The organism is uncultured Fibrobacter sp. (assembly GCF_900316465.1).
In the GTDB taxonomy this organism is placed as follows: Bacteria; Fibrobacterota; Fibrobacteria; order Fibrobacterales; family Fibrobacteraceae; genus Fibrobacter.
Map to the genome: position 1 here is coordinate 26,998 of NZ_ONDD01000008.1, position 24,272 is coordinate 51,269.

Sequence of the window (24,272 nt, forward strand, 5' to 3'; positions counted from 1 at the left end):
ACAGGTTACCCTTATGGAAATCAACAAGGACATTGCCGACATCCGCGCCGCCGAAGCTATTCTGCATAAGAAGAAGAAGTACCTGCTGTGCTATCATAATTTTAACGTGAAGAACTGCAAGAAATCTGCCGAAGAAATCCGAAAGATTGCCGCAGCCGCAGGTTCGCCCATCTCGATTGCCGTCGTACCCTCTATCGGGGGCGTCCCTGAATCCGAAGCCGACGCCTTCCGTGAAGAAATCGGAAAATTCGTGCAAGAAGGCTACGAAATCTTGCTCCACGGCGTGCGTCATAACGCCGACCTGTTCATCAAGCGTAACCCCATCGGCAAGCTCGCCCTCGCCATTTCGCACAACGGGGCCGAATTTGCAGGCCTGAACAAGAAAGTTTCGCAGATGCTTTTAAACCGTAGCATCGCCCTCTGGAAGGCACACGGCTTTGGCCGCCCCTCCGGATTTATCGCGCCGGTTTGGCTCGACAACAAGCACCTCAAAAAGCAGGTGCTCGAAGAATTCAACTTCTACGAAGACATGCTCTACATTTACCGCAAGGTCGGTAAGCGCGTCAAGCCGTCATTCTCGCAGATTTTGACCTTCTCGATTTTCCCGCAGGCACTCCTCGGTGCCATGCAGGTATTCTCACGCATTGCACTACTCCTCTACCGCGGAACCCCCCGCCTGGTGATTCACGCCGGTGACATGAAGGCCATGGGCGAACAAAATCTTCTCTCGCTCGTAAAATTCGCCTCGAACCACCGCGAAAAGATCATGTACCAGGATCTATAAGAGACCGGAGAGACACAAATGATACTCAATAGATTCCTAGCACGAACCGAGTATTCCTCTTACGAGGACCTCTACGAAAACTTTAAGCTCAACATTCCCGAAGACTTTAACTTCGCCTACGACGTGGTCGACGAATACGCGAAGACCGAACCCAAGCGCGAAGCATTAGTCTGGTGCGACGACAACGACGAAAGCCATATCTTTACCTTCAAGGACCTTTCGATTGCCTCGCAGCGCACCGCGAACTTTTTGGTAGAAAAGGGTATCAAGAAGGGCGACCGCGTGATGCTGATTTTGCGCCGCCGCTACGAATTCTGGTTTTTCCTCTTGGCGCTCCACCGCATTGGTGCAATAGCCATTCCGGCAACCAACATGCTCGCCGCCGAAGACCTGGAATACCGCTTTAAGGCAGCCGACATCAAGATGGTCGTCTCTTACGACGATCCGGCACTCCAAAAGGAAATCGACACCGCCTGCGAACACACACGCATTGTCGAAACGCTCGTGACCATCGGGCAGTCCCGTCAGAACTGGATCAACTTCTACGACGACTACGAAATCTGCCCGCCGAGTTTCCCGCGCCCCACAGGAGATGCCGCCACGCACAATGACGACATCATGATCGTCTACTTTACCAGTGGCACAAGCAGCAACCCGAAAATGGTCGCCCACACCTTCAGTTACCCGCTCGGCCACATTGTGACTGCCAAGTACTGGCAGAATGTGATTGACGGCGGCCGCCACCTGACCGTTGCCGAAACCGGCTGGGCCAAGGCGCTCTGGGGGAAAATTTATGGCCAGTGGATTGCAGGTTCTGCCGTATTCACCTACGACATGAACGTGTTCATTCCGGGCAAGTTGCTCGAAAAGATGCAGGAATACAAGGTGACCACCTTCTGTGCGCCGCCGACCGTTTACCGCTACATTCTGCAGCATGGCGTCGAAAAGTACAACCTTTCCAGCCTCAAGTACTGCACCACCGCAGGCGAGGCTTTGAACCTCGACATTTACAAGAAGTTCTTCGAAAAGACGGGACTCCGCCTGCACGAAGGCTACGGCCAGACCGAACTTACGCTCACCACGGGCAACTTCGAATGGATGGAAGCACGCCCCGGTTCTATGGGCAAGCCCTCTCCGGGCTACCGCATGGACATCGTGGATGCCGACGGCAACAGCTGCGGCCCCGATGAAGTCGGCGAAATCATCATCAAGATTGACGAAGGCAAGCCCTTCGGCATGTTCGGCGGCTACTACCGCGACGAAGAACGCACCCAGAAAGTATTCGAGGGCGGAGTCTACCACACCGGCGACACCGCTACCCGCGACAAGGACGGTTTCTTCTGGTTCGTGGGCCGTACCGACGACCTGATCAAGAGCTCCGGCTACCGCATCAGCCCCTTCGAAGTCGAAGAAGTGCTCCACAAGCACCCGGCCGTCTTGGAAGTGGCCGTCACAGGCGTCGAAGACCAGTCTCGCGGACAGGCCGTGAAGGCAACCGTCGTGCTCCAGAAGGGTTACGAAGCCTCTAAGGAACTCGCAAAAGAAATCCAGCTGTTCGCAAAGAACGTGGCCGCCTCTTACAAGAGCCCGCGCATAATTGACTTCGTGTCGGAACTGCCGAAGACCATCAGCGGAAAAATCCGTCGCGCCTCTATCCGCGACAAGGACAAGGAAGACGCTTCCGCTGCTAGCGCAGCCAACGCCGCAGCAGAAACCGCAGCGAAGGAAGCCGAAAGCGCCCCGGAAAATAAAGAATAGTTGCGGAACAGCAAAGAATCTAAAAAGCCCGCCTCCAAGGCGGGCTTTTGCTATTTAACAGTACATTTACTTAACCGCAATTCGTTGGATTTGCCTATCGATACGAATCAGGAAATTTCCTGAATGCGGCAAAACTACAGAAAAACCACTCCCGCCTACACGACCCGTGGCTAGCACCTGTCCCTGTATATCCAACACTGCATACGAGCTTCCATTCCGTGCCCCTGACACCAGCACATTTCTACCGGCAACGATCACCTGGAAGCGCGGAGCCTCCCACGTTTCCAGCAAAGCATCACTGCATTCCTTGCCATCGCAATAGAGCACTAATTTTTTGCGGCTAGAAGAGGATTTTGCAGACCTACTTGAGCTAGACTTCGCCTTAACACTCGAAGACGATTTCGCCTTGGAGCTCGAACTAGACTTAGCCTCGCTTGAAGAAGACTTTACAGCACTGCTCGAACTTGACGACGCCACACTCGAAGACGATTCATCAAGGGTATAATTCTTGATTTCTCCGCAGAAATTCGGCAACGGCTCCAAGCCCACATTTTGCCCCCATATAGAACCGTTTTTCCCATCATGCAAGGCGTATGCCACATCCCCATTTGCAAACTGTTCCCATTTAGCCGCCATTCCATAAACAGTCTTATCACCGGAAACCTTCAAGTAATAGCAATTCGTCACATCAATATCCGATCTTACCACTCCCACCAAGGCATCATCGTCTAATTGCAAGCTGTCAGACATGACACACCCCACATTGTAACAATTCACAATACTCACTCTAGCGTCATACTTGATAAAACCGACCAAGCCGCCAGTTTCGTCATGTTCGCCATCAATTAAACCGGTGTTATAACAATTTTCAATATACGTATTGCTGTATTGACCAATGACTCCCACGATTCCACCCAGATAGCGAACTGCCTTGACAGTAGATCTATTATAACAATTCGAGATTTCAATATACGAATACGCCGTCCGAGCATTTCCATTGGCTATACCGACCAAGGCCCCCACCTGATCAAAGTCACCCTTGACCTCAAAGTACGAAGCTTCGATACCGATATTTTTGACAACAATAGGTTTTTTGTACGAACCAACAATACCGAGTGACCCGAAAAAGCCATAACCACGATACCCATCATAGGCGTCCCGTACCGAATCGCACTTTACATAAAGCCCCGATACCGAATGGCCTCTTCCGTCAAACACGCCAGTGAACCCATTGATGGGAATCCAATGGATAAATTCCGCAGAATCGGCGACATTGAGAGAACCATCCAACTTCAGTACATTCTGATTCACCACGATGTCATCGTCCAAGTATGCACAGGGAGAAGTATTCTTCGAAAAGCCGTCTGTACCGTTCACAATCGCAGCAAAACCATACAGGTCGGATTCATCCTTGATGACATAGCAACCATCTTCATCTTTTGACGGTTCCTTTTTCTCAAACCATTTTGCATAAAGAACGACATCCCCAGATTCTCCAGAATCAATTTCATACAGGCGATCCCCTTTAAAGTCCTTGTCTTTGTACCACCCTCTAAAAATGGCCCCGCTACGCGTCACATTTTTAGGCAACACGACACTTTTCCCCTCCACATAAGACAAAACTTCATCGTCAATACTGACATCTCCGCTACCGGTCTGGTAAGAAATTTTATAGACCGGAGTGTACCTCGCCCAGAATTCCTGTTCACCGCTAGCCGTCGCCGGAATAAATTTCACCGAATTTCCCTTGAATTCGGCATTGTCATACCAACCAGAAAACACATAGTCTTCACGGAAAACCAAAGGAAGGTCATATCTGTAACCGGGCACATAATCTTCCGGCAGAACCGTGACATCCCCCTCATAGGTGTGCAAACTCATTTTTTCAAAAACTTGGGGTAAATCCCCCGTTATGCTTCCAGAAAAATCAGGCGCAGGATTTTCTCCAACAACCTGTCCCCAAATGGAGGCATCCAGCCCTTCGTAATAGTAATTGTGCAACAGGTAGGCAACCGTTCCATCGGTCATCATTTTTTCAGGAACTTCGATTCCGTGAATGTCACTAATTCCATCTTTCTGATAATAGACGTTGGCATAGGTGAAATTTTCAGCCTTGTCCTTGCCCGCATAAAGTCCTAAAATCGAGCCGACATTTTCGTATTCTTCTATTAACGGCGAAATGATTCCCACATTATAAGCGTTCACCAGCAACACGGAACTTCCGCTCAAGGATCCCACAATTCCGCCCATAACATTATGACCAACGACATACCCCTGATTATAGAGATTTTTCAGTTCCACATTGCCACTTGCCTGGCCAACGATCCCCCCTGCAATTGACTTGTCTTCAAGTTCATTGAAGGCTTCCACCACACCCACACTAAAGGCATTGGTAATCGTTGCCGAAATTCCAGACAAGAGCCCCACAATTCCACCCACAACATGCTTTGCTGCGACATATCCCGTATTGACGCTATTTCCAATTTGGACATTCCCAACAGCAAGAGCGACAATTCCTCCCGCTGTATTCCCTTTCGCCTCAATTCGAGAATCATTGCGAACATTGTAGATTATTACCGGGGCTTCTCCAGTGGCATATACATTACCGGCAATGAGTCCAACAGAAGATTTTCCCCTTAAATAAGAATTCATTATGCGCACATTCTTGACAGAAACGTCGGAGTCATTTTCCTCCGCAACAATGTTGCTGAACAAGCCGACATTAACACTAGAGGTGTCATTGAAATAAAGCCCCATTATCCTATATCCCTGACCATCAAAGGATCCTCGATAATTCTTGATGGGCGTCCACGGGATAAATTCTGCAGTATCCGCTACATTAAGTTCTCCGTCGGAGTTCAAGACACCTTCATTCACAAAAATGGATTTTCCGATTCTTGCGCACGCCGTCTGCTTCGGGGCGACATTTTCAGATCCATTTACGATAGCCGCAAAGCCGTAAAGTTCTTCCTTGCTCGTAATAAAGTAGCACCCTTCCAACGTAACCGGAGTTTTGGGGGTAATCGTTCCTGCGGCTTCCGCAAGTACGGCAAGCAATGCCACAATCCCCCAAAACGTCTTTATTCTAGACATCTCTCTTAACCTCAAGTAAATCTTGTCGATAAGTATAGATAAAAAATGAGAAATCATCTTTGGAGCGACCAAGAATATTTTCTATATTCCCCGCCATGACTAAAAGACGCGTAGTAATCACAGGTATGGGAGCGGTGACTCCCGTTGGCAAGAACATTAACGATTTTTGGGCAGCTATTCGCGCAGGCAAGTGCGGTGTCGGCCCCATCACCCTTTTTGACGCAAGCAGCTGTCCGGTAAAGATTGCGGCCGAAGTCAAGGATTTCAAGCCCGAAGAACACGACATTGACCCCAAGGAAGCCCGCCGCATGGCCCGCTTCACGCAGTTCCTGCTCGCCGCCTCCAAGGAAGCGGTCGCAGACGCAAGCCTTACGCCCGAAGACCTCGCTGCCGACACAACCGGCATTGTCGCAGGTACCGGCCTCGGTGGCCTCGACATCGTCGATTCTACCTACACGCAGTACATGAACGGTGGCAAGCGCAAGGTTTCGCCCCTCGCCATGCCGCAGCTGATCCCGAACGAAGCGGGCGCAAACGTTTCTATCGCGCTGGGCATCACGGGCCAGGCCCACACGGTCTGCACCGCCTGCGCTTCGGGCACCGACGCTATCGGTGTCGCCCTCGACGCTATTCGCTCGGGTCGCTTGGATATCTGCCTTGCCGGCGGTTCCGAAAGCGGCATTACCGATTACAGCATCAAGAGCTTCGCCGGCATGCACGCCCTTACAGACAAATTCAACGACTGTCCGGAAAAGGCGTCTCGCCCGTTTGACTTGAACCGCTCCGGATTCGTGATGGGTGAAGGCGGTGCCGTGATGATTCTCGAAGAACTGGAACACGCCAAGGCCCGCGGCGCCAAGATTTACGCCGAACTCGCCGGCTACGGCGCTTCTGCCGACGCATACCATATCACCAGCCCGCGCCCGGGTGGAGAAACCTGCGCGAAGGCACTTACCCGCGCCATCAAGGACGCAGGCATTGCCCCGACGGACATCGACTACTACAACGCTCACGGTACCTCGACGCACTTGAACGATGCCACCGAAACCGCAATGCTCAAGGTCGCCCTCGGCGAACACGCCTACAAGATCAAGGTGTCTAGCACCAAGAGCATGACGGGCCACTGCGTGGGTGCCGCCGGCGTGTGCGAAGCCATTGTCTCGACTCTTGCGATTCGCGACTCGTTCTACCCCGCCACCATCAACTACGAGACTCCGGATCCGGAATGCGACCTGGATTACGTCCCGAACAAGGGTGTCGAAGGGAATATCGACGTCGCCGCCTCCGCCTCTCTCGGCTTCGGCGGTCACAATGGTGTCGTGATTATCAAGAAATATAACGGCTAAGCTTGTTCATCAAGCCAGCAGCTGGCATTTTTATCGACGCTTAGCTTTGCTAAGCCTGCTCATCTAGCCAGCGCTGAAGAATGATGGCGGCAGCGAGTTGATCGATGACCGCCTTATTCTTTTGCTTTTTCTTCTTGCTAAAGTAAGAGGTCTTTTCTTGCGCCTGCACGCTGGAATACGATTCATCCTGCGTGTACACGGGCATGCCCGGGAAACGCGTTTTCAAGTCATCGATGAACTTTTCCACCACCACGTTCTTGCCGTCCTTGCGGCCATCGGGGTGATACGGCATTCCCACTACAAAGGCATCTACCTTGTTGATTTTCACCAGTTCATCCAGTCGCACGAACAGGTTTGTAGTCTTCTGGTCAATCGTTTCTCGCGAAAAAGCCATCCGGAATTCGGAATCGGCAAATGCGACCCCGACGCGGTGTTCACCATAGTCTAAAGCAAGGTAGTTCATAGAGCGCAATATAGCAAATGGGAGAAAAAATGTTGCCCGTCACACTTTAGGTTCTCATTTTACATTTTTTTGATTTTTCTGCATTTTTAGCCGATAAAAGGGAGTGGAAAAAGTTTACATTTTTCTATCTTTACCGCCACTATGAGCAATATGAAGAACGATTTATGGGTCGGCGTGGACGTTGGTTCCACCACCGTAAAGATTGCGGTTGTCGATCCAGAGACCAACAAGCTTTTGCACTACACTTACCAGCGCCACAACGCCATGCAGGCACAGAAGGTTTTCGAAGTGCTGCGCGAGGCGCACGGACTTTTCCCCGATAAGAATTTCAGGGTCGCCTTCTGCGGCAGTGGCGGTCAGCCCTTCGCCGAAGCAACCCACGCCTTCTTTGTGCAAGAAGTCGTAGCGAACGCTCTTGCTGTACGTGCAACCTACCCCGAATCCCGAGTCGCCATTGAACTCGGTGGCCAGGATGCCAAGGTCGTCTTCTTCGAAAAAGACAAGACCACCGGCAAACTCATTGCCTCTGACATGCGTATGAACGGCGTGTGCGCCGGCGGTACCGGTGCATTCATTGACCAGGTGGCCGAACTTCTGCGCATCAAGACCGAAGCCTTCGAAGGCTTTGCCAAGCGTGGCCAGAAGGTCTACGAAATTTCGGGCCGTTGCGGCGTGTTCGCCAAGACCGACATCCAGCCGATGCTGAACAACGGTATCGCCAAGGAAGACATCGCCCTTTCCAGTTTCCATGCCATTGCCAAGCAGACCATCGGTGGTCTTGCCCAGGGTATGGAAATCAAGCCGCCCGTGATTTTCGAAGGTGGCCCGCTGACCTTTAACCCGACGCTTGTTCGCGCCTTCAAGGAACGCCTTGGAATTTCTGACGAACAGGCCATTGTGCCGGAACACTCCGAAGTGCTCGTGGCCATGGGTGCCGCCCTCTCTCTGGGCTCTATGTTTGCCGACCAGGAATGCTTCTACCGCAAGGACGGCTCGCTGGACGCGCTCATCCACTTTAACGAAACCCGCCAGGCCGAAAACAAGGCCAAGGCCGCTGCCGACTTGTTCTTCAAGAACGACGCTGAATACCAGATGTTCCTCGAAGAACACAAAATGGCCGGAAACCACTACCCGCAGCCTGTTTCGGGCTCCACGCTCAACGTGTATCTGGGTATCGACGCGGGCTCTACTACCACCAAGTTCGTGCTCATGGACGAAAACGAAACCGTGGTGGACGGATTCTACGCGAGCAACAACGGCGAACCGCTCGCCGTGCTCAAGAACGCCCTCAACGAACTTTCGGACCGTTACGAAGAATACGGCTGCAAGCTCAACATCTTGGGCGTAGGTACAACCGGCTACGGCGAACAGCTGTTTGCTAAGGCCGTGCATGCCGACTTCCACACGGTGGAAACGGTCGCTCACGCCAACGCCGCCCAGAAGATTTGCCCCGACGTAAGCTTCATCCTCGACATCGGTGGTCAGGACATGAAGGCCATCTCCGTGCAGGACGGCGTGGTTACGGGTATCATTCTGAACGAAGCCTGCTCCTCGGGTTGCGGATCCTTTATCGAAACCTATGCCCGCAGCCTCGGCATCCCGATGGAAAAGATTGCAGAACTCGCGTTCAACGCAAAGAGCCCCTCTCAGCTGGGTTCCCGTTGCACGGTGTTCATGAACAGCTCCATCATTACGGAACAGCGCGACGGCAAGCAGCCCGAAGACATTATCGCGGGTATCTGCCGCTCCATTATCAACAACGTGTTTACGAAGGTGATTCGTATCCGCAACCTCAACACCCTCGGCAAGAAGGTCGTGGTACAGGGCGGTACGTTCAAGAACAACGCCGTTCTCCGCGCCTTCGAACAGTACACTGGCCTCAAGCCTATCCGTCCGGAACGTCCGGGAGAAATGGGCGCTATCGGTATTGCCCTCCTTACCAAGAAGTTCATGGAAGAAAAGCGCAAGACCGAACCGGAACTCAAGACCAAGTTCATCGGCCTTGACGCCATGAAAACCTTCAGTTGGCACAACCAGCCGGGTCAGCTCTGCCAGTACTGCACCAACCATTGCTCCCGTACCATCGTGACCTTTAGCGATGGCCAGAGCTTCGTGACCGGCAACCGTTGCGAACGCGGCGAAGTTACCGCCGATCCGAACGATCCGAAGACCAAGGCACTCATCGCCGAAATCAACAAGAAGATGCAGTCCGTGCCCGACATGATCAAGCGCACGAACCAGCTCTTGGTAAAGGACTACGCTCCGGCCAAGCTCGTTGAAAACAACGGCAAGACCATCGGTATTCCGCGCGTGCTCGAATTCTGGGCATCGCTCCCGTTCTGGAAGGCATTCTTCACAAGCCTCGGCTACACCGTCGTGATTAGCCGCCAGAGCGACTACAAGATGTTCGAAGCAGGCCTTCACAGTGTGCCGTCCGACACGGTTTGCTTCCCGGCAAAGCTTGTGCACGGCCACGTGCTCAGCCTCATTGAAAAGAAGGTCGACCGCATCTTCTTCCCGATGATGGTTGCAGTCCCGAGTGACCACACCAAGTTCACCGCAACTTCTGTTTGCCCGGTGGTGCAGGCTTACCCCAACGTTTGTAAGAACACCGACGAGCCCGAAAAGAATTACAACGTCCCGATGGACCAGCCAATTTTCCACTGGTTCAACGCCAAGCTCCGTCGTAGCCAGACCATTGATTGGTTCCACGAACACTGGAAACTCGACAAGAAGCTTTTGGACAAGGCCGTTACCGAAGGCGAAAAGGCGCTCAACAGCTACCGCACCACGCTTTTGGAAGAAGGCCAGAAAATCCTCGACGATGTACGTGCAAAGAACTCCTTTGCCGTGGTGATTGCAGGCCGCCCCTACCATGCGGACACGCTCATCAACCACAACATCGCAAGCCACTTTACCGCCATGGGCATTCCGGTGCTTACCACCGAATCGCTCCCGGGCGTCTACGACCAGGATGTGCCGAGCCACACCCGTATCGAAATCAAGAACACCTTCCACTTGCGCATGATTGGCGCTACCATGATTGCCGCGAAGGACCCCAACATCGAACTTGCCCAGATCGTAAGCTTCGGTTGCGGACACGACTCAATTTTGACCGACGAAATGATGCGCATGCTGCACCTTGATTCCAACAAGGAAATGCTCATGCTCAAGCTCGACGAAGGTGACGCCCGCGGCCCGGTTGGCATCCGCATCAAGAGCTTTATCGAAACGGTGAAAGCACGTCGCGCAGCAAACCTGCCCGACAAGCCCGAAAGCCACGAACCGCTGTTCCACACGCCGTTTGTGGCCGAAGACAAGAAGCGCCGTCGCATTCTGACGCCGAACCTCTCCCCCGCCTTCTCTGTGCTCGCCAGCGAATACATGAAGCGCGAAGGATTCATCGCCGAATACCTGCCGGTCGCCGATAAGAAGGCTATCGAACTGGGCAAGAAGTACGTGCACAACGACATTTGCTTCCCCTGCCAGGTGAACATCGGCGAAGCGCTCCACTGGCTCGTCGATCACCCCGAAGTTCCGCAGAACCAAGTTTCCATGTGCCTTGCCAAGAACTGCGAAAACTGCCGCGCCGTGCAGTACGCCGTGCTTGCCCGTAAGGCTTTGGACGAAGCGGGCTTCAAGGACGTCACCATCATTACGACCGGTGTCGACTACAAGGGCATGCACCCAGGCTTCCAGCTGGGTCTCGACTTCCGTCTCCACATGCTGTGGGGCCTTGTCACCATGGACGCCATCGAAACCATGTACCGCGCCGTTCGCCCGTACGAAGTGAACGCCGGCGACACCCAGAAGGTTTACGACGAATGGATGCCGAAGGTGATTGGCGTTGCCGGCCACCTCTCCACCGTTCAGCTGGTGCGACCCTCCAAGCTTATCGAAGTCTTTGAACAGTGCATCGAAGCATTCAACGGTATCGAAATCACCGAAGAACGCAAGAGAGGCATCCGCAAACCGCGCGTTGCCGTGCTTGGCGAAATCTTGATGAACTACCACCCGAGTGCAAACGGATTTGTTGAAAACTACCTGATGAACAACGGCATGGAAGTCTACCTGCCGGGTATGACTGACTTCTTCCGTGTGGACGAAGTGGTACGCGAAGAAAAGATCAAGCGCGGATTCTCGGCAAACCCGGTGATGGACCGACTCGAAGGCGGCGTGACCTCCAAGGTCTACACGCACGCTGTTGAAACTGCCCGCAAGTCCATGCACAAGTTCAAGCTGTACGAACACCACGCCGACTGCGTGGAACTCAAGGACTACGTCTCCGACATCATCGACCCCACCTACAACACGGGTGAAGGTTGGATGATTCCGGGCGAAATCCTGTACAACTCGAAGCACGGAATCAACAGCTACATCATTCTGCAGCCGTTCGCATGCCTTGCCAACCACATCTCTGGCCGCGGCCTCACCAAGGCCGTGAAGGAACGTTGCCCGCATATCCAGGTTCTCAGCCTCGACTACGACCCGGATACGAGCTTCGCAAACATCGAAAACCGCCTGCAGATGCTGATTATCAACGCACGTGAACTAGAAAAAGCAAATCAAGCCTAACCCCAATTAAGTAATACATGCTCAACGTCTCTAATGTCAGTCTTCAATACGGTAGCCGCGTTCTCTTCAAGGAAGTGAACCTTTCCTTCAAGCGCGGCAACTGCTACGGAGTCATCGGTGCCAACGGCGCCGGAAAATCTACGTTCCTGAAAATCCTTTCGGGCGAACTCGAACCCAACACCGGTGAAGTCAGCAAGGACCCGGGCGAACGTATCGCCGTCCTGAAGCAGGACCACTTCGCCTACGAACAGAACACTGTTCTCGAAACGGTGATGATGGGCTACCCCGAACTCTATGAGCTCGGCAAGAAGCGCGACGAACTCTACGCGCTCCCCGAAATGACCGAAGAACAGGGCATGCAGGCCATGGAAATCGAAACCCGTTTCGGTGAAATCGGCGGTTACGAAGCTGACTCTAACGCAGCTGTGCTTTTGAAGGGTCTCGGCATTCCCGAAGAATTCCACTACAGCCTCATGGCAGACTTGGACGGCGGCCAGAAAATCCGCGTGCTCCTAGCCCAGGCTCTGTTCGGCAACCCGGACATTCTTCTGCTTGACGAACCGACGAACCACCTGGATTTGGAAACCGTCGGTTGGCTTGAAGACTACCTCGAACGTTTCGAAAACATCGTGATCGTGGTGAGCCATGACCGTCACTTCCTCAATGCGGTCTGCACCCACACTTGCGATATCGACTACGGCAAAATCAACATTTACGGCGGTAACTACGAATTCTGGTATGCAGCAAGCCAGCTCGCCCAGAAGCAGCGCAAGGACCAGAACCGCCGCGCCGAAGAAAAGATCGAAGAACTCAAGGCGTTCATCCGCCGTTTCGCCTCTAACGCAGCCAAGGCCAAGCAGGCCACCAGCCGTAAGAAGCTCCTCGACAAGATGACCGTCGAAGAAATGCCGGCTTCCAGCCGTAAATTCCCGTGGGTCAACTTCAAGATGGACCGCGAACCGGGCAAAATCGTGCTCGAAGTCAAGAACGCCACCATCGATGGCGGCGACGGCATTATCTGCAAGAACCTGAACTTCAGCCTCAATAGCGGCGACAAGGTCGCTCTCGTTGGCGAATACGACACGCTCAAGACAGCATTCTTCCAGCTCATCGCCGAAGAAACCAAGGCCGACGAAGGCGTACTCAAGTGGGGCAACACCATTAGCTACAGCTACTTCCCGAAGAACAACGACGCCTACTTCGGCACGGACCTCTCCCTCGTGGATTGGCTACGCCAGTACAGCAAGGAACAGGATGAAACCTTCATCCGCGGATTCCTCGGCCGTATGCTCTTTACCGGCGAAGAAGCCCTCAAGAGCGCAAACGTGCTTAGCGGTGGCGAAAAGGTGCGCTGCATGCTCAGTAAGATGATGCTTGCAAACGCCAACTGTCTGCTCCTCGACGAACCGACCGCTCACCTCGACTTGGAAGCCATCACGGCCCTCAACAACGGCCTTACCGCTTTCCAGGGCCCGATTATCTTCTGCTCTCAGGACCACGAATTCGTGCAGACGATTGCAAACCGCGTACTCGAACTGACTCCGAACGGCGTCATCGACCGCAGCATCACCTTCGACGAATGGCTCGAAACCAAGAAAAAGAAGAAGTAAAGTTCAAACAAGAATTAGAAAAGGGAATCACAAATGTGATTCCCTTTTTTGTCTCTCAGCGGGAAAGTTTATCGCGTCACGATGACACGGTTTGCAAACAGGACCTTTTTGCCGTTATCAACGCGCACGAAGTAGCTACCCTTCGCCTTCACCAGATCCTTGACCGGAATCGTCGTAGAACTGCTGTAATAGCGGCTATAAAGTTTCTTGCCGCGCATGTCGAAAACGCTCACGCGGGCAGCACTTGCATTCAGGCGGAGTTCCAGATTCCCGTGGCTGTAGCCGACAGAAGCATCTGCCACCGTTTTTGCAGCCGGAGCAACCTTTGTTGTACCGTCGGAATTGGACGTACCCATTTCCCAATTGCTGGGGACGCGGGCTGCGATGCCGCGACCCGCCGTACTCATGTAAACCACGCCGTAGGTGTTCATGTCACCCATCACGAACTCGCCATTTGCAAGGCCGCCATATTCATGGCCGTCGTCATTCACGCGAGTCCAGGTTTTACCCTTATCGTCAGAGCCGAACACACCCGTCACTTTACCGACAGTTGCAAACACATAAATCGCCGGATAGCCGCCCTTTTCCTTGGGAGCGCCAAAGCCCACCGCTTCGCAGTAACCGACACCTTCAACCGCAGCCCAAGTGGCACCGCCATCGGTTGAATGCAACAGCTTTCCACTAGCGGGCGTACCATTCGACGGATCCTGAATAGCGACAGGCAGCCACAAGTCGCCCTCGTAGCCCGGAATGGCACGGAACTTTTTGAATGCGCTTTCACCAGGCGTACTCACAGCCTTGAAGCTTGCGCCCGCATCGGTACTCTTGTAGAACTTGCCGTCCGCCTTGGTGTAGGCATAGAATACTTCGTCGTTTTCAGGATCGCCCACCACGTAGGCGGTGTTGTCGATACCCGACACCTTTTCCCAGGTCGTGCCGTTGTAATTGCGATAGACATCGGTCGTTCCTTCCATCGGAACCCAGATAGTGTAAGTACCTTTTGCCGAAAGAGCCACAGTACCCTTGGCTGCGTTCTTGTCAGGTCCTGTATAAGTTTCCACCGTCCAAGTCTTACCCGAGTCAAGGGAATACTGCACCGGAGCAATGGGTATGTCATTGTACAGGCCTTCGTAGGCGCGCTTGTCTGCCACCTTGGCCAATTTGCCACTCTTGGGAGCATAAGCAAGGCCCTGCGTCGTACCCAACGACACATAATCGCCGCCAACATTCGTCTTGTGCCTGAATGCCGGATATTTTGCGATGTCATCGTGACGGAATCCGTCGTAGTCACCGATGATCGAAACCATCGGGCCGCCCGGAATACTCACTACTTCGAAAGGCACCGTTTCTTCGACGCCATGCGCCGAGAAATGCCACACCTGGTTCATGGTGAGTTGCGGTTCTTCCCAAGAATTCTCCGCTTCCTTGTACACATAATCGCTCAGGTTGTCGCAGCGGAAAATACCGTTACCCGAAGTCACAAAGACGCGGTTGTTGTCGAACGGATCCATGGCAACGCTACCGGACCAGTGAATAGAACCGTTATGCATCCAGCCAATTCCATTGGCATCCATCTGCTTGGTCGTCGGATACACACCGCCTTCCATCCAGTAATACTTGAAGCTTGCAATCCAGGTTTTGCCGCCATCGGTCGTGTGGTAAATGTTAGTACCCCACTGGTCGCTCCACTTGCCGCTGGTATCGCTCGTGGCCGTGTACCAGAACTGCGGACCGCGGTAACCTTCGGTCGTCACCACCATTTCATTTGCATTTTTCGGATTGATTGCAATACCGCCATAAGGGGCAATGTAGGGGTAATATTCTTCGCAAGTCTTGCCGGTGCCGCCTGCGGCTTCGCAGTCGACCATGCCTTTCACGTCCACTTTGTCGTACTTGGCATCGCCGCCTTCGTCCAGGAAGTTTTCCGGAGAAACGTCGGACCAAGTCGCCGACGCCACATCAAGCTGCAGCACCGCACCGCGACCAAAACCATCGTAAATCATGCCCCAGCCTTCGTCCCACATCATGGAATGCGGGCCTGCGCCATCGGCAAAAGTCACCGTCATCTTCGAGCCATCGCCCGAAACCACCGCACGCTGCGGCATCAGGCGCACCATGCTCCCGCCGGCCGTGCGGCGCAGCGAATCGGGAATCGGCAAGGCCGTCCAGCTTGCACCGCCGTCGGTCGAGGTGAAGACGTTTTCAAACGTGCCCTTGGCCGTCGTCCCCTCACGCAAGAATCCGGCATACATCACCTTCGAGCTGCCTGGAGCATACTGCACAAAGCTGAATCCCGAGCCATTCCAAGTCGTATCGCTACCGGCCGCTGTTTTCCATGCATCCACATGGCTCCAGCTTGAACCGTTGTCCGTCGATTTCCAAAGGCCCTTGTTCTTGGAACCGTAGAACATAATTTTGGAATCGTTCGGGTCGACCGCCAAGGCCTCGCCGTTTCCGCGGCCCATGCCGTTGCCGTGTGCACCAAAGCGCGCCACCTTGGTGCCCTTGGTCCCGTCTTCGTCCCAAGTGTAAATCACTTCCCAAGATTCGCCCTTGTCCTTACTACGCAAGAATGCGGTGCGGCCGCTATTCCAGTAACTGGTTCCCGCCACCATATAAACGACGCCCGATTCCTGCGGGTCAACGGCAATGGCCTCGATTCCCAAAAGGCCGCGCTCGGAAACATCGACCCAGTCCATCATCGATTCCCAGCGGGCAGTCGATTCGTTCCAGCGGTACGCGCCGCCCACGTCCGTGCGGGCATAGAAAAGTCCCTTGTCGACCGGAGAAGCTATCACGGCGGAGACGAATCCACCCCCGCCCATGCTCACGTTACTCCAATTGAATTCCGCCGTAGCTGCCTGCGAAAGTGCGGCAGCCGCCATTATTGTCAAAACAGTTTGTTTTGCGCCAAATTTTTTCATAATCATCCCAAAACACATGGGCACCACGCCCAATTTTCAAACTATAAAATACTTTCCGGAATCATGAAAAATCCAAATTTCAGGCATTCGCCCCAATATCCGTTTTGAGCCTTTCAACACCCCGCTTTTTCGAAACAAAAAATCCCGCTCAACGAGCGGGATTCTTGAAATTCAGATTTTCAAATTTTGAAGGAAGCAAGCAGAGCAAGGCCGCAGGACCGACGCTTTGCGCTGCTTAATTCAAAATCTTACTTTCTCTTGCGGCGCTTCTTGGCCTTACCCTTAGCCGGGGAATCTTCCTTCGGTTCTTCAGCCTTAGGTTCTTCCTTCTTTTCGGCCTTCTTGGTGTCGCCACCGCGGAGGTCCTTCATCTTGAAGGAAACGTTCACTTCAGCAGTCGTCACCTTGGAGGCGAGACCGGCCGGGTCACGTACCTTGAAGCTGAATTCGTCGAGGCCGGAGAAGCCCTTGTTCGGCATGTAGGTGAAGGAACCGTCACGTTCGTTCAGGTTGATCTTACCGTTACGCGGCTTCTGGACGAGCTGCACAGACACCGGCTTTTCGCCATCGGCGTCCGTCACGCCAGACATCAGACCTTCGGAGGCGCTCACCTTGAGTTCTTCGCCTTCCTGAGTCATGTAAGTCTGCGGGTTAGCTTCCGGAGCATCGTTCACGGCAATCACAGTGAAGAGAGCAGACTTGGAAGCCTTAGCGCCATCCGGGTCAGTCACCGTGAAGGTAATCTTTTCCGGCTTGCCGTTCCAGTTCGGGTGCGGCTGAGCAACCGTAGCGGTCTTCTTGAACTTGTCATACTTCACGGTCAAGAACTTGTTGCCAGTGAAGGTCCACTTGAGTTCGTCGAAGCGGTTGTCCTTATCGCGGGCAAACTGGTCGAGCTTGATCACAGCCACAACACCATTGTTGTCGTCTTCCTTGATCGTGTGGTCAGGAATATCGCGCATGATCGGGGCGGCATTCACATGCTTCACCACGAACTTGACCATGGCCTTATCGGAACCACCAGCCGGGTCCTTAGCAGTGAAGATGAGCGTTTCGTCACCGAACCAGTCAGCCTTCTTCGGCTTCACGATAGCTTCACGGTTGCTATTGATCTGCACGGCGAGGTTCTTGGCGCCAGTGACACCCCAACGGATTTCGCTAACCTTATGGTCAGGGTCAGACACATAGTTGTCAAGCTTGATCGGCTTGAAGGTAGTGCCCTGCAGGGTTTCCTGGCCAGGAATTTCCTTCACGATCGGCGGGTCGTTCACGGGCTTCACCGTGTACTTCACCTGAATAGAGGCGCTTTCGCCAGCCGGGTCAAACACGTTCACAGTCACGACTTCCATACCGTTCCAGTACGGGTTCGGAGTTTCGGCATGGAGAACACCCTTTTCGTCGATAGAGAAGTTCATTTCATGCTTCACAGCCGGGCCGTTCTTGCCAGCCTTCTTACCCTTAATAGCCGGGACTTCGTTATCAAGCGTCCAAACAAGTTCTTCGAGCTTGTTATCCGGATCGCTTACGACCTTGCTGAAGTCGAACGGAGCAAAAGTCTTCTTTTCTTCGATTACGAACGGCTGAACCGGCTTGAGAGTCGGCGGGTCGTTCACAGCTACCACTTCGAAGGTAGCCTGCGTAGAAGCAGAGGCACCGGCGATATCCTTCACCGTGAAGGTGAGGGTTTCCTTACCGAACCAGTTCGGGTTCGGAGTCAGGATCTGGGCGCGGCTGCCCTTGATATCAACCTTAAGGTCCTTATTGCCAGTAACAGTCCAGCGAAGTTCGTTCGGCTTGTTATCCGGGTCTTCAGCAACCTTGGAGAGGTCCACAATTTCGAAGCGTTCCTTTTCCTTGACTCTCTGGCCAGCGATGTGCTTCACGACCGGCGGGTCGTTCACCGGAGTCACTTCGTATGTAATCTGCTGAGATGCACGAGCGCCTTCCGGGTCATACACGTCAATCTTGACCTTTTCAGTACCACTCCAGAACTTGTCCGGAGTCGTAACGACGAGTTCCTTCTTGGCATTCACGAAGGCCTTGAGAGAACGGGCCGGAGCAACTTCAATCTTCAAAGCGGAGAGCGGATGATCCGGATCAGAAATGAACTGAGACAGATCGAGCGGCTTGAAGTGTTCCTTTTCCTGAATGCTCTGGATAGCGATCGGCTTGATTTCCGGAGCGTCGTTCACGGATTCAACCTTGAAGTTCACGGTCTTGGAATCAGAAGCGCCTTCCGGATCCTTCACAGTGAAGGTCACGTTGCGTTCACCATTCCAGTACTTGTTGTCAATCTTGACGCGAGCAATGTTACGGCTATCGATTTCAATCTGGAATTCGTCAACCGGAACAGGTGCCGGTTCTTCAGCCTTTTCATCCTTGCCCTTCTTACCCTTCTTGGCAGGCTTCTTAGCCGGCTTCGGAGCAGGAGCGGCACCCACCTTGGCGACCTTGACGGACCAAGTGAGTTCAGAAAGCTTGTGGTCAGGATCGTGCACGAACTTGTTCAGGTCAATTTCCTTGAACGTACCCTTTTCCTTGATTCTCTGGTCCGGAATCTGCTTGAGTACCGGAGCGTCATTCACAGAGGTAATTTCGTAGGTAATCGTCTGAGAAGATTCTGCACCATCCGGGTCCTTCACGATGAGGACCATGGTTTCCGGAGCGCACCAGAAGTTCTTATCCGGAGCAGAAACGGTAAGCACGCGGCTCGGAGAAATTTCAGCCTTGAGCTGACGGTTGCCGGAAACGGTCCACTTCAGTTCGCTCGGCTTGTTATCCGGGTCCTTCACGTATTCGTCAAGCTTGATCTGCTTGAAGAGTTCCTTTTCCTTGATCTTCTGGTCAGGAATCTTCTTGGAGATGACAGGAGGATCGTTCACGCGAGACACTTCGAAGAGCATCTTGTGGTTGGCAGAAGCGCCTTCCGGGTCAGTCACGGTGAAGGTCACCGTTTCCTTACCGTTCCACTGCGGATCAGGCACAGTCACCTTCACTGTGTTGTCTTTGAGCATGTTCAACTTGAGGAACTTGTTGCCAGAGACAGACCACTTGAGCTGCGAAGCCTTGTGATCCGGATCAGAAGCAAGATTCGTGAGGTCGATTGTTCTGAACACGCCATTTTCGCGGATGGATTCACCACGCGGAGCGCTAGAAGAAATAACCGGCGGGTCGTTGATAGAACGGACTTCATAATGAGCGGTCTTGGATGCCTTTGCACCTTCCGGGTCAGTGACCGTGAAGGTAATGTCGGCAGCACCGTTCCAGTACTTGTCCGGAATAGCAATCGTTGCAACATGGTTGTTGTCAACCTTTACAGTCAGACCAGGCTTGTTGCTAGCAGGTTCAGCTGCGGCAGCGCCCTTCTTGCCCTTGGCAGCCGGAGCGGCAGCAGACTTGGCCTTCACATCGAAGGTCCACTTGAGTTCGCTGTTCTTGTGGTCTGGATCCTTGACGAGATCGTCAAGCTTGATCTGCTGGAACTGTCTCTTTTCGTCGATGGACTGGTCCTTGAGTTCGCGAACGAACTGCGGAGCATCGTTCACCGATTCCACCGTGAAGGTCACGGAACGGCTATCCGTTGCGCCTTCCGGGTCAGAAACAGAGAACTTCACCGTTTCAGAACCATGCCAGTGCGGGTTCGGCGGAGTTACAGACACATTGTGGCTGGCATCCATGGCAACCTTGAGTTCCTTGGCGCCTTCAATCTTCCACTTGAGCTTGGCCTTCGGGTGATCAAGGTCTTCGACATAGTTGTCGAGAGCGATAGACTTGAAGCTACCCTTTTCCTTGATGGTCTGGTTAGCAATGTCCTTCATGACCGGCGGGTCGTTAATAGAGGTCACGGAGTAAGAAGCCGTAGCCTTGGCAGAAGCGCCTTCCGGGTCAGTCACCGTGAAGGTCAGAGTTTCCTTACCGTTCCACATCGGGTTCGGAGCCTTGACAGACACGTTGCCGTCATTGTCGATATTGACCTTGAGGTCCTTGTTACCAGAGACGTCGATCTTGAGACGGCCATACGGATGATCAGGATCCTTGATGAGCTGCTTCAGGTTGAAGGACTTGAAGGTTTCCTTTTCCTTGACATTCTGGTCATCAATCTTGCCGATGGTCGGAGCGTCGTTCACGGACTGCACGGTAAAGGTTGCAGTGCAATGAGCCTTGCCGCCATCCGGGTCTTCCACGCGGAAGGTAATTTCTTCAGAACCATTCCAGTACTTGTCCGGAATAGCGATCTTAGCCATGCGAGAGCCATCGACCGTCACCTTCAGCTTCGGAGTGTAGCCCTTCGGAGCACCCTTGGCCGGCTTCACGTCAAAGTTCCAAGTGAGCTGATCCTGCTTGTGGTCAGCATCCTTAACGATGTCGTTCAGGTTGATGATAGCGAATTCACGCTTTTCAGGAATGCTCTGATCCTTGATCGGCTTCACGAATTCAGGAATATCGTTGACGGATTCAACATTGAAGGTCACCGTACGCTTGTCAGAGGCGCCTTCCGGGTCAGTGACCGTGAAGGTAATCTTTTCAGTACCGTTCCAGTACTTGTTCGGAGTCGTAATGGTTGCAACATGCTTCGGGTCGATCACGACCTTCAGGTCCTTGTTACCAGAAACAGTCCACTTGAGCTTGGAGTTGTCGTGGTCTTCGTCGCTCACAAACTTGTCAAGTTCGATAGGCTTGAATTCGCCCTTTTCCTTGATGGTCTGGTTTGCAATATCCTTCATGACCGGAGCGTCGTTGATGGACTTCACCGTGAACACGGCGTCAGACTTGGCGGAAGCGCCTTCCGGGTCGGTTACTGTGAAGGTCACCTTTTCAGAACCGTTCCAGTTCTTGGCAGGCATCTTGATGGTAGCAACGCCGCCGGCAATATCAATCTTGAGCTGCTTGTTGCCAGAGACGGTCCACTTGAGCTGTTCGAACTTGTGGTCCGGATCAGAAGCGTAGTCCGTGAGCTTGATAGAAGCAAATTCGTGCTTTTCTTCAATCATCTGGTCAGGAATCTTCTTCAGGGTCGGCACGTCGTTTACAGACTGCACCGTGAAGAGAGCCTTAGAGGTAGCCTTGGCGCCTTCAGGGTCAGTGACCGTGAAGGTGATTTCGTCAGCACCGTTCCAGTACTTGTTCGGAATCTTGATGTTGGCCACATGCTGGGCATCGATTTCAACCGTGAGGCCAGCGTTCTTGCCGTTGGCAGACTTCACGTCAACTGTGAACTGAAGGTCAGAAAGCTTGTTATCGAGGTCGCGAACCATTTCGCTAAGCTTGACCGGCTTGAACTGTTCCTTTTCCTTGATGGTCTGCGGAGCAACCTGCTTCGTGAATTCCGGAACGTCGTTCACGGATTCAACAGTGTAAGCAACAGAGCGTTCGTCAGTAGCACCTTCAGGGTCAGTTACCTTGATGGTGAGAGTTTCAGAACCGTTCCACTGCGGGCTAGGCGGAGTCACCTTCAGCACGCGGCCTTCGAGGGACACCTTGAGTTCGCGATTGCCCGTAACAGTCCACTTGAGTTTGTCCTTAGAGTGGTCAAGGTCGTCGACATACTTGTCGAGTTCGACCGGCTTGAAGGACCCCTTTTCCTTGATGGTCTGTTCAGCAATATCCTTCATGGCCGGCGGGTCGTTGATAGACTTGATAGCGAGCTTGAACGAAGTAGAAGCCTTGCCGCCTTCGGGGTCGGTAGCAGTCAGGGTAATGGTTTCGGAACCGTTCCAGAGTTCGGACGGAGTCTTGAAAGAAATTTCGCGAGTCTTATTATTCAGGTTAACCTTGATGTCCTTGTTACCTGCGATGTCGATCTTCAACTGGGAGAGATCGTGGTCGGCATCGGAGAGATAGTCATCAAGCATGACAGAAGAGAATTCATTCTTTTCTTCGATAGTCTGGTCCGGAATCTTCTTGAACACAGGAATATCGTTAATGGACTTGACAGTAAATGTCACCTGCTGCTTGGCAGAAGCACCTTCCGGGTCAGTCACGGTGAAGGTTGCCACAGCGGTACCGTTCCAGCTCGGGTCCGGAATTTCGATAGAAGCAACATGGTCGTCACCGATGTTTACAGACAAAGTACCGGACTGCGGTTCCTTGCCCTGGTGCTTCACGTCAGCTTCCCAAGAAAGTTCGGAATTCTTGTGGTCAGCATCCTTCACGTATTCATCGAGCTTGATCTTAGCAAAGGTCTTCTTTTCGTCGATGGTCTGGTTCGGGATCTGCTTCACGAGCTGCGGCACATCGTTCACGGAGTTCACCGTGAAGCTGTTTTCGGATTCAGCGCAAGCGCCGGCCGGGTCGCAGACCTTGAACTTGATAGATTCAGAGCCGTTCCACATCTTGGACGGAATCTTGATGGTGGCAGTCTTGCCGGCGATATTGACGGCGAGATCCTTGTTGCCAGAAACTGTCCACTTAAGTTGTTCGAAAGGATGGTCGGGATCCTTGACCAGCTTGTCCAGTTCAATCGGCTTGAATTCCTGCTTTTCTTCGATGGTCTGGTCCTGGATTTCCTTAATGAATTCAGGAGCGTCGTTTACGGACTTGACCGTGAACTTGGCAGTAGCCTTGGCAGATGCACCGGCAGGGTCAGTTGCCGTAAAGGTCACGGTTTCAGTGCCGTTCCAGAATTCATTCGGGATCTTGATATTGGCAGAACCGTACTTGTCGATATCGAACTTGAGGTCCTTGTTGCCCGAAATAGTCCACTTGAGCTTCATGACATCGTCATCGACGTCGGTCACGTAGTCAGAGAGGCTAATGGATTCGAATTCGTTCTTTTCTTCGATGGTCTGGTCAGGAATCTTCTTGATAACCGGAGCGTCGTTAATCGGCTTGACCACGAAGTTTGCGGTCGTAGAAGCGCTAGCGTATTCGCCGTCAGTAGCCGTAAACTTGATCTTTGCGGAGCCGTACCAGTTCTGGTCCGGGATAATCACGGAGGCGACGCGGTTCGGATCGATTTCCACATTCAGGTCGCCGTCAGCTTGATCCTTGCCCACCGGTTGGATGTCGAATTCCCACAAAATCTGGTTCTTCGGGTGGTCCGGGTCACTTACGAAATCATCGAGCTTGATCTTGGTGAAGGTCTTACCTTCGTCGATGGTCTGGTCCGCAATCTGCTTGACTTCGGGCGGATTGTTCACGGATTCAACGTTGAAGTTCACCGTTTCAGAACCGACGGCACCCTTGGAGTCCGTGGCCATGAAGGTAATGTCTTCGGAACCGTTCCAATACTTGCTCGGAATTTCAATCGTCGCAACACGTTCGGGAGAAATGGAAACCTTGAGTTGCTTGTTGCCAGAGACAGACCATTTCAACTTATCGGCTTTGTCATGATCGTCAGAGACATACTTGTCCAACTTAATCGGGGCAAATTTACCACCTTCGTTAATCGATTCCCCCGGAATCCCCATAACAGAAGGAGCACTATTTTCTTCCTGTGCAATACCTATAGAAGCCAAAATACTGACTGACGCCAATAGGGCTGCTACAGACCAATTTTTTCGTTTCATTTATGATCTCCCATAAATTTCTTCTTCCAATTACACCTTTTGCTTTCACAAAAAACGTACCGCCCCCGCTAGTCCGAGCGCGATTTTACGAGGTCAAATATAACGTTTTTATACGTGATAAAACGCACATTTTCAAAAAAAAACGCTAAAAAGTAAATTTTGAATAACCATTAAATTGCCTTTTTTTGAGCAAATTTAAGGGTTTATGCTT

At 52.8% G+C, this 24,272-nt stretch carries 9 protein-coding genes; 5 read left to right on the plus strand and 4 right to left on the minus strand.

The features are described from left to right. Window positions 1-13: 13 nt before the first annotated feature. Window positions 14-784: a DUF2334 domain-containing protein gene (locus QZN53_RS04555; protein ID WP_163437718.1), complete on the plus strand. Its 771-nt coding sequence runs from the start codon at window positions 14-16 to the stop codon at window positions 782-784. A gap of 18 nt (window positions 785-802) precedes the next feature. Then, window positions 803-2,542 (plus strand): AMP-binding protein, encoded by a 1,740-nt coding sequence (locus tag QZN53_RS04560; protein WP_163437719.1) that lies wholly within the window; start codon window positions 803-805, stop codon window positions 2,540-2,542. Between the two features lie 66 nt (window positions 2,543-2,608). Here the strand turns inward: QZN53_RS04560 and QZN53_RS04565 are convergent, their stop codons facing one another. After that, a complete protein-coding gene (locus QZN53_RS04565; protein WP_163437720.1) occupies window positions 2,609-5,635 on the minus strand; it encodes an InlB B-repeat-containing protein in 3,027 nt (1,008 codons plus the stop codon). Between the two features lie 95 nt (window positions 5,636-5,730). Here QZN53_RS04565 and fabF point away from each other — a divergent pair, with 95 nt between their 5' ends. After that, window positions 5,731-6,981: a beta-ketoacyl-ACP synthase II gene (gene fabF / locus QZN53_RS04570; protein ID WP_163437721.1), complete on the plus strand. Its 1,251-nt coding sequence runs from the start codon at window positions 5,731-5,733 to the stop codon at window positions 6,979-6,981. A gap of 49 nt (window positions 6,982-7,030) precedes the next feature. Here the strand turns inward: fabF and ruvX are convergent, their stop codons facing one another. Then, entirely contained in the window at window positions 7,031-7,444 is a 414-nt protein-coding gene (gene ruvX, locus QZN53_RS04575) for a Holliday junction resolvase RuvX (RefSeq protein ID WP_163437722.1), read from the minus strand. Window positions 7,445-7,585: 141 nt separating this feature from the next. On the opposite strand from ruvX, the gene QZN53_RS04580 reads away from it, so the two are divergent. Both QZN53_RS04580 and QZN53_RS04585 read left to right on the plus strand, forming a co-directional pair. Then, a complete protein-coding gene (locus QZN53_RS04580; RefSeq protein WP_163437723.1) occupies window positions 7,586-12,019 on the plus strand; it encodes an acyl-CoA dehydratase activase in 4,434 nt (1,477 codons plus the stop codon). A gap of 17 nt (window positions 12,020-12,036) precedes the next feature. Then, the gene (locus QZN53_RS04585) at window positions 12,037-13,629 is read left to right on the plus strand and encodes an ABC-F family ATP-binding cassette domain-containing protein (RefSeq protein ID WP_163437724.1); all 1,593 of its coding nucleotides are present in this window, start codon (window positions 12,037-12,039) and stop codon (window positions 13,627-13,629) included. A gap of 68 nt (window positions 13,630-13,697) precedes the next feature. Here QZN53_RS04585 and QZN53_RS04590 read toward each other — a convergent pair whose 3' ends face one another. Continuing rightward, window positions 13,698-16,514 carry a T9SS type A sorting domain-containing protein gene (locus QZN53_RS04590; protein ID WP_163437725.1) on the minus strand — a complete coding sequence of 939 codons (2,817 nt, stop codon included), beginning with the start codon at window positions 16,512-16,514 and terminating at the stop codon, window positions 13,698-13,700. 287 nt (window positions 16,515-16,801) lie between these two features. After that, the gene (locus tag QZN53_RS04595) at window positions 16,802-24,061 is read right to left on the minus strand and encodes a tandem-95 repeat protein (RefSeq protein ID WP_163437726.1); all 7,260 of its coding nucleotides are present in this window, start codon (window positions 24,059-24,061) and stop codon (window positions 16,802-16,804) included. Window positions 24,062-24,272: the final 211 nt, after the last annotated feature.

Coding starts and splice junctions, on each gene's coding strand:
- fabF (WP_163437721.1), top strand. CDS start 5,731: ATGACTAAAAGACGCGTAGTAATCACAGGTATGGGAGCGGTGACTCCC.
- QZN53_RS04590 (WP_163437725.1), bottom strand. CDS start 16,514: ATGGCGGCTGCCGCACTTTCGCAGGCAGCTACGGCGGAATTCAATTGG.
- QZN53_RS04585 (WP_163437724.1), top strand. CDS start 12,037: ATGCTCAACGTCTCTAATGTCAGTCTTCAATACGGTAGCCGCGTTCTC.
- QZN53_RS04555 (WP_163437718.1), top strand. CDS start 14: ATGGAAATCAACAAGGACATTGCCGACATCCGCGCCGCCGAAGCTATT.
- QZN53_RS04595 (WP_163437726.1), bottom strand. CDS start 24,061: ATGAAACGAAAAAATTGGTCTGTAGCAGCCCTATTGGCGTCAGTCAGT.
- QZN53_RS04580 (WP_163437723.1), top strand. CDS start 7,586: ATGAGCAATATGAAGAACGATTTATGGGTCGGCGTGGACGTTGGTTCC.
- QZN53_RS04565 (WP_163437720.1), bottom strand. CDS start 5,635: ATGTCTAGAATAAAGACGTTTTGGGGGATTGTGGCATTGCTTGCCGTA.
- QZN53_RS04560 (WP_163437719.1), top strand. CDS start 803: ATGATACTCAATAGATTCCTAGCACGAACCGAGTATTCCTCTTACGAG.
- ruvX (WP_163437722.1), bottom strand. CDS start 7,444: ATGAACTACCTTGCTTTAGACTATGGTGAACACCGCGTCGGGGTCGCA.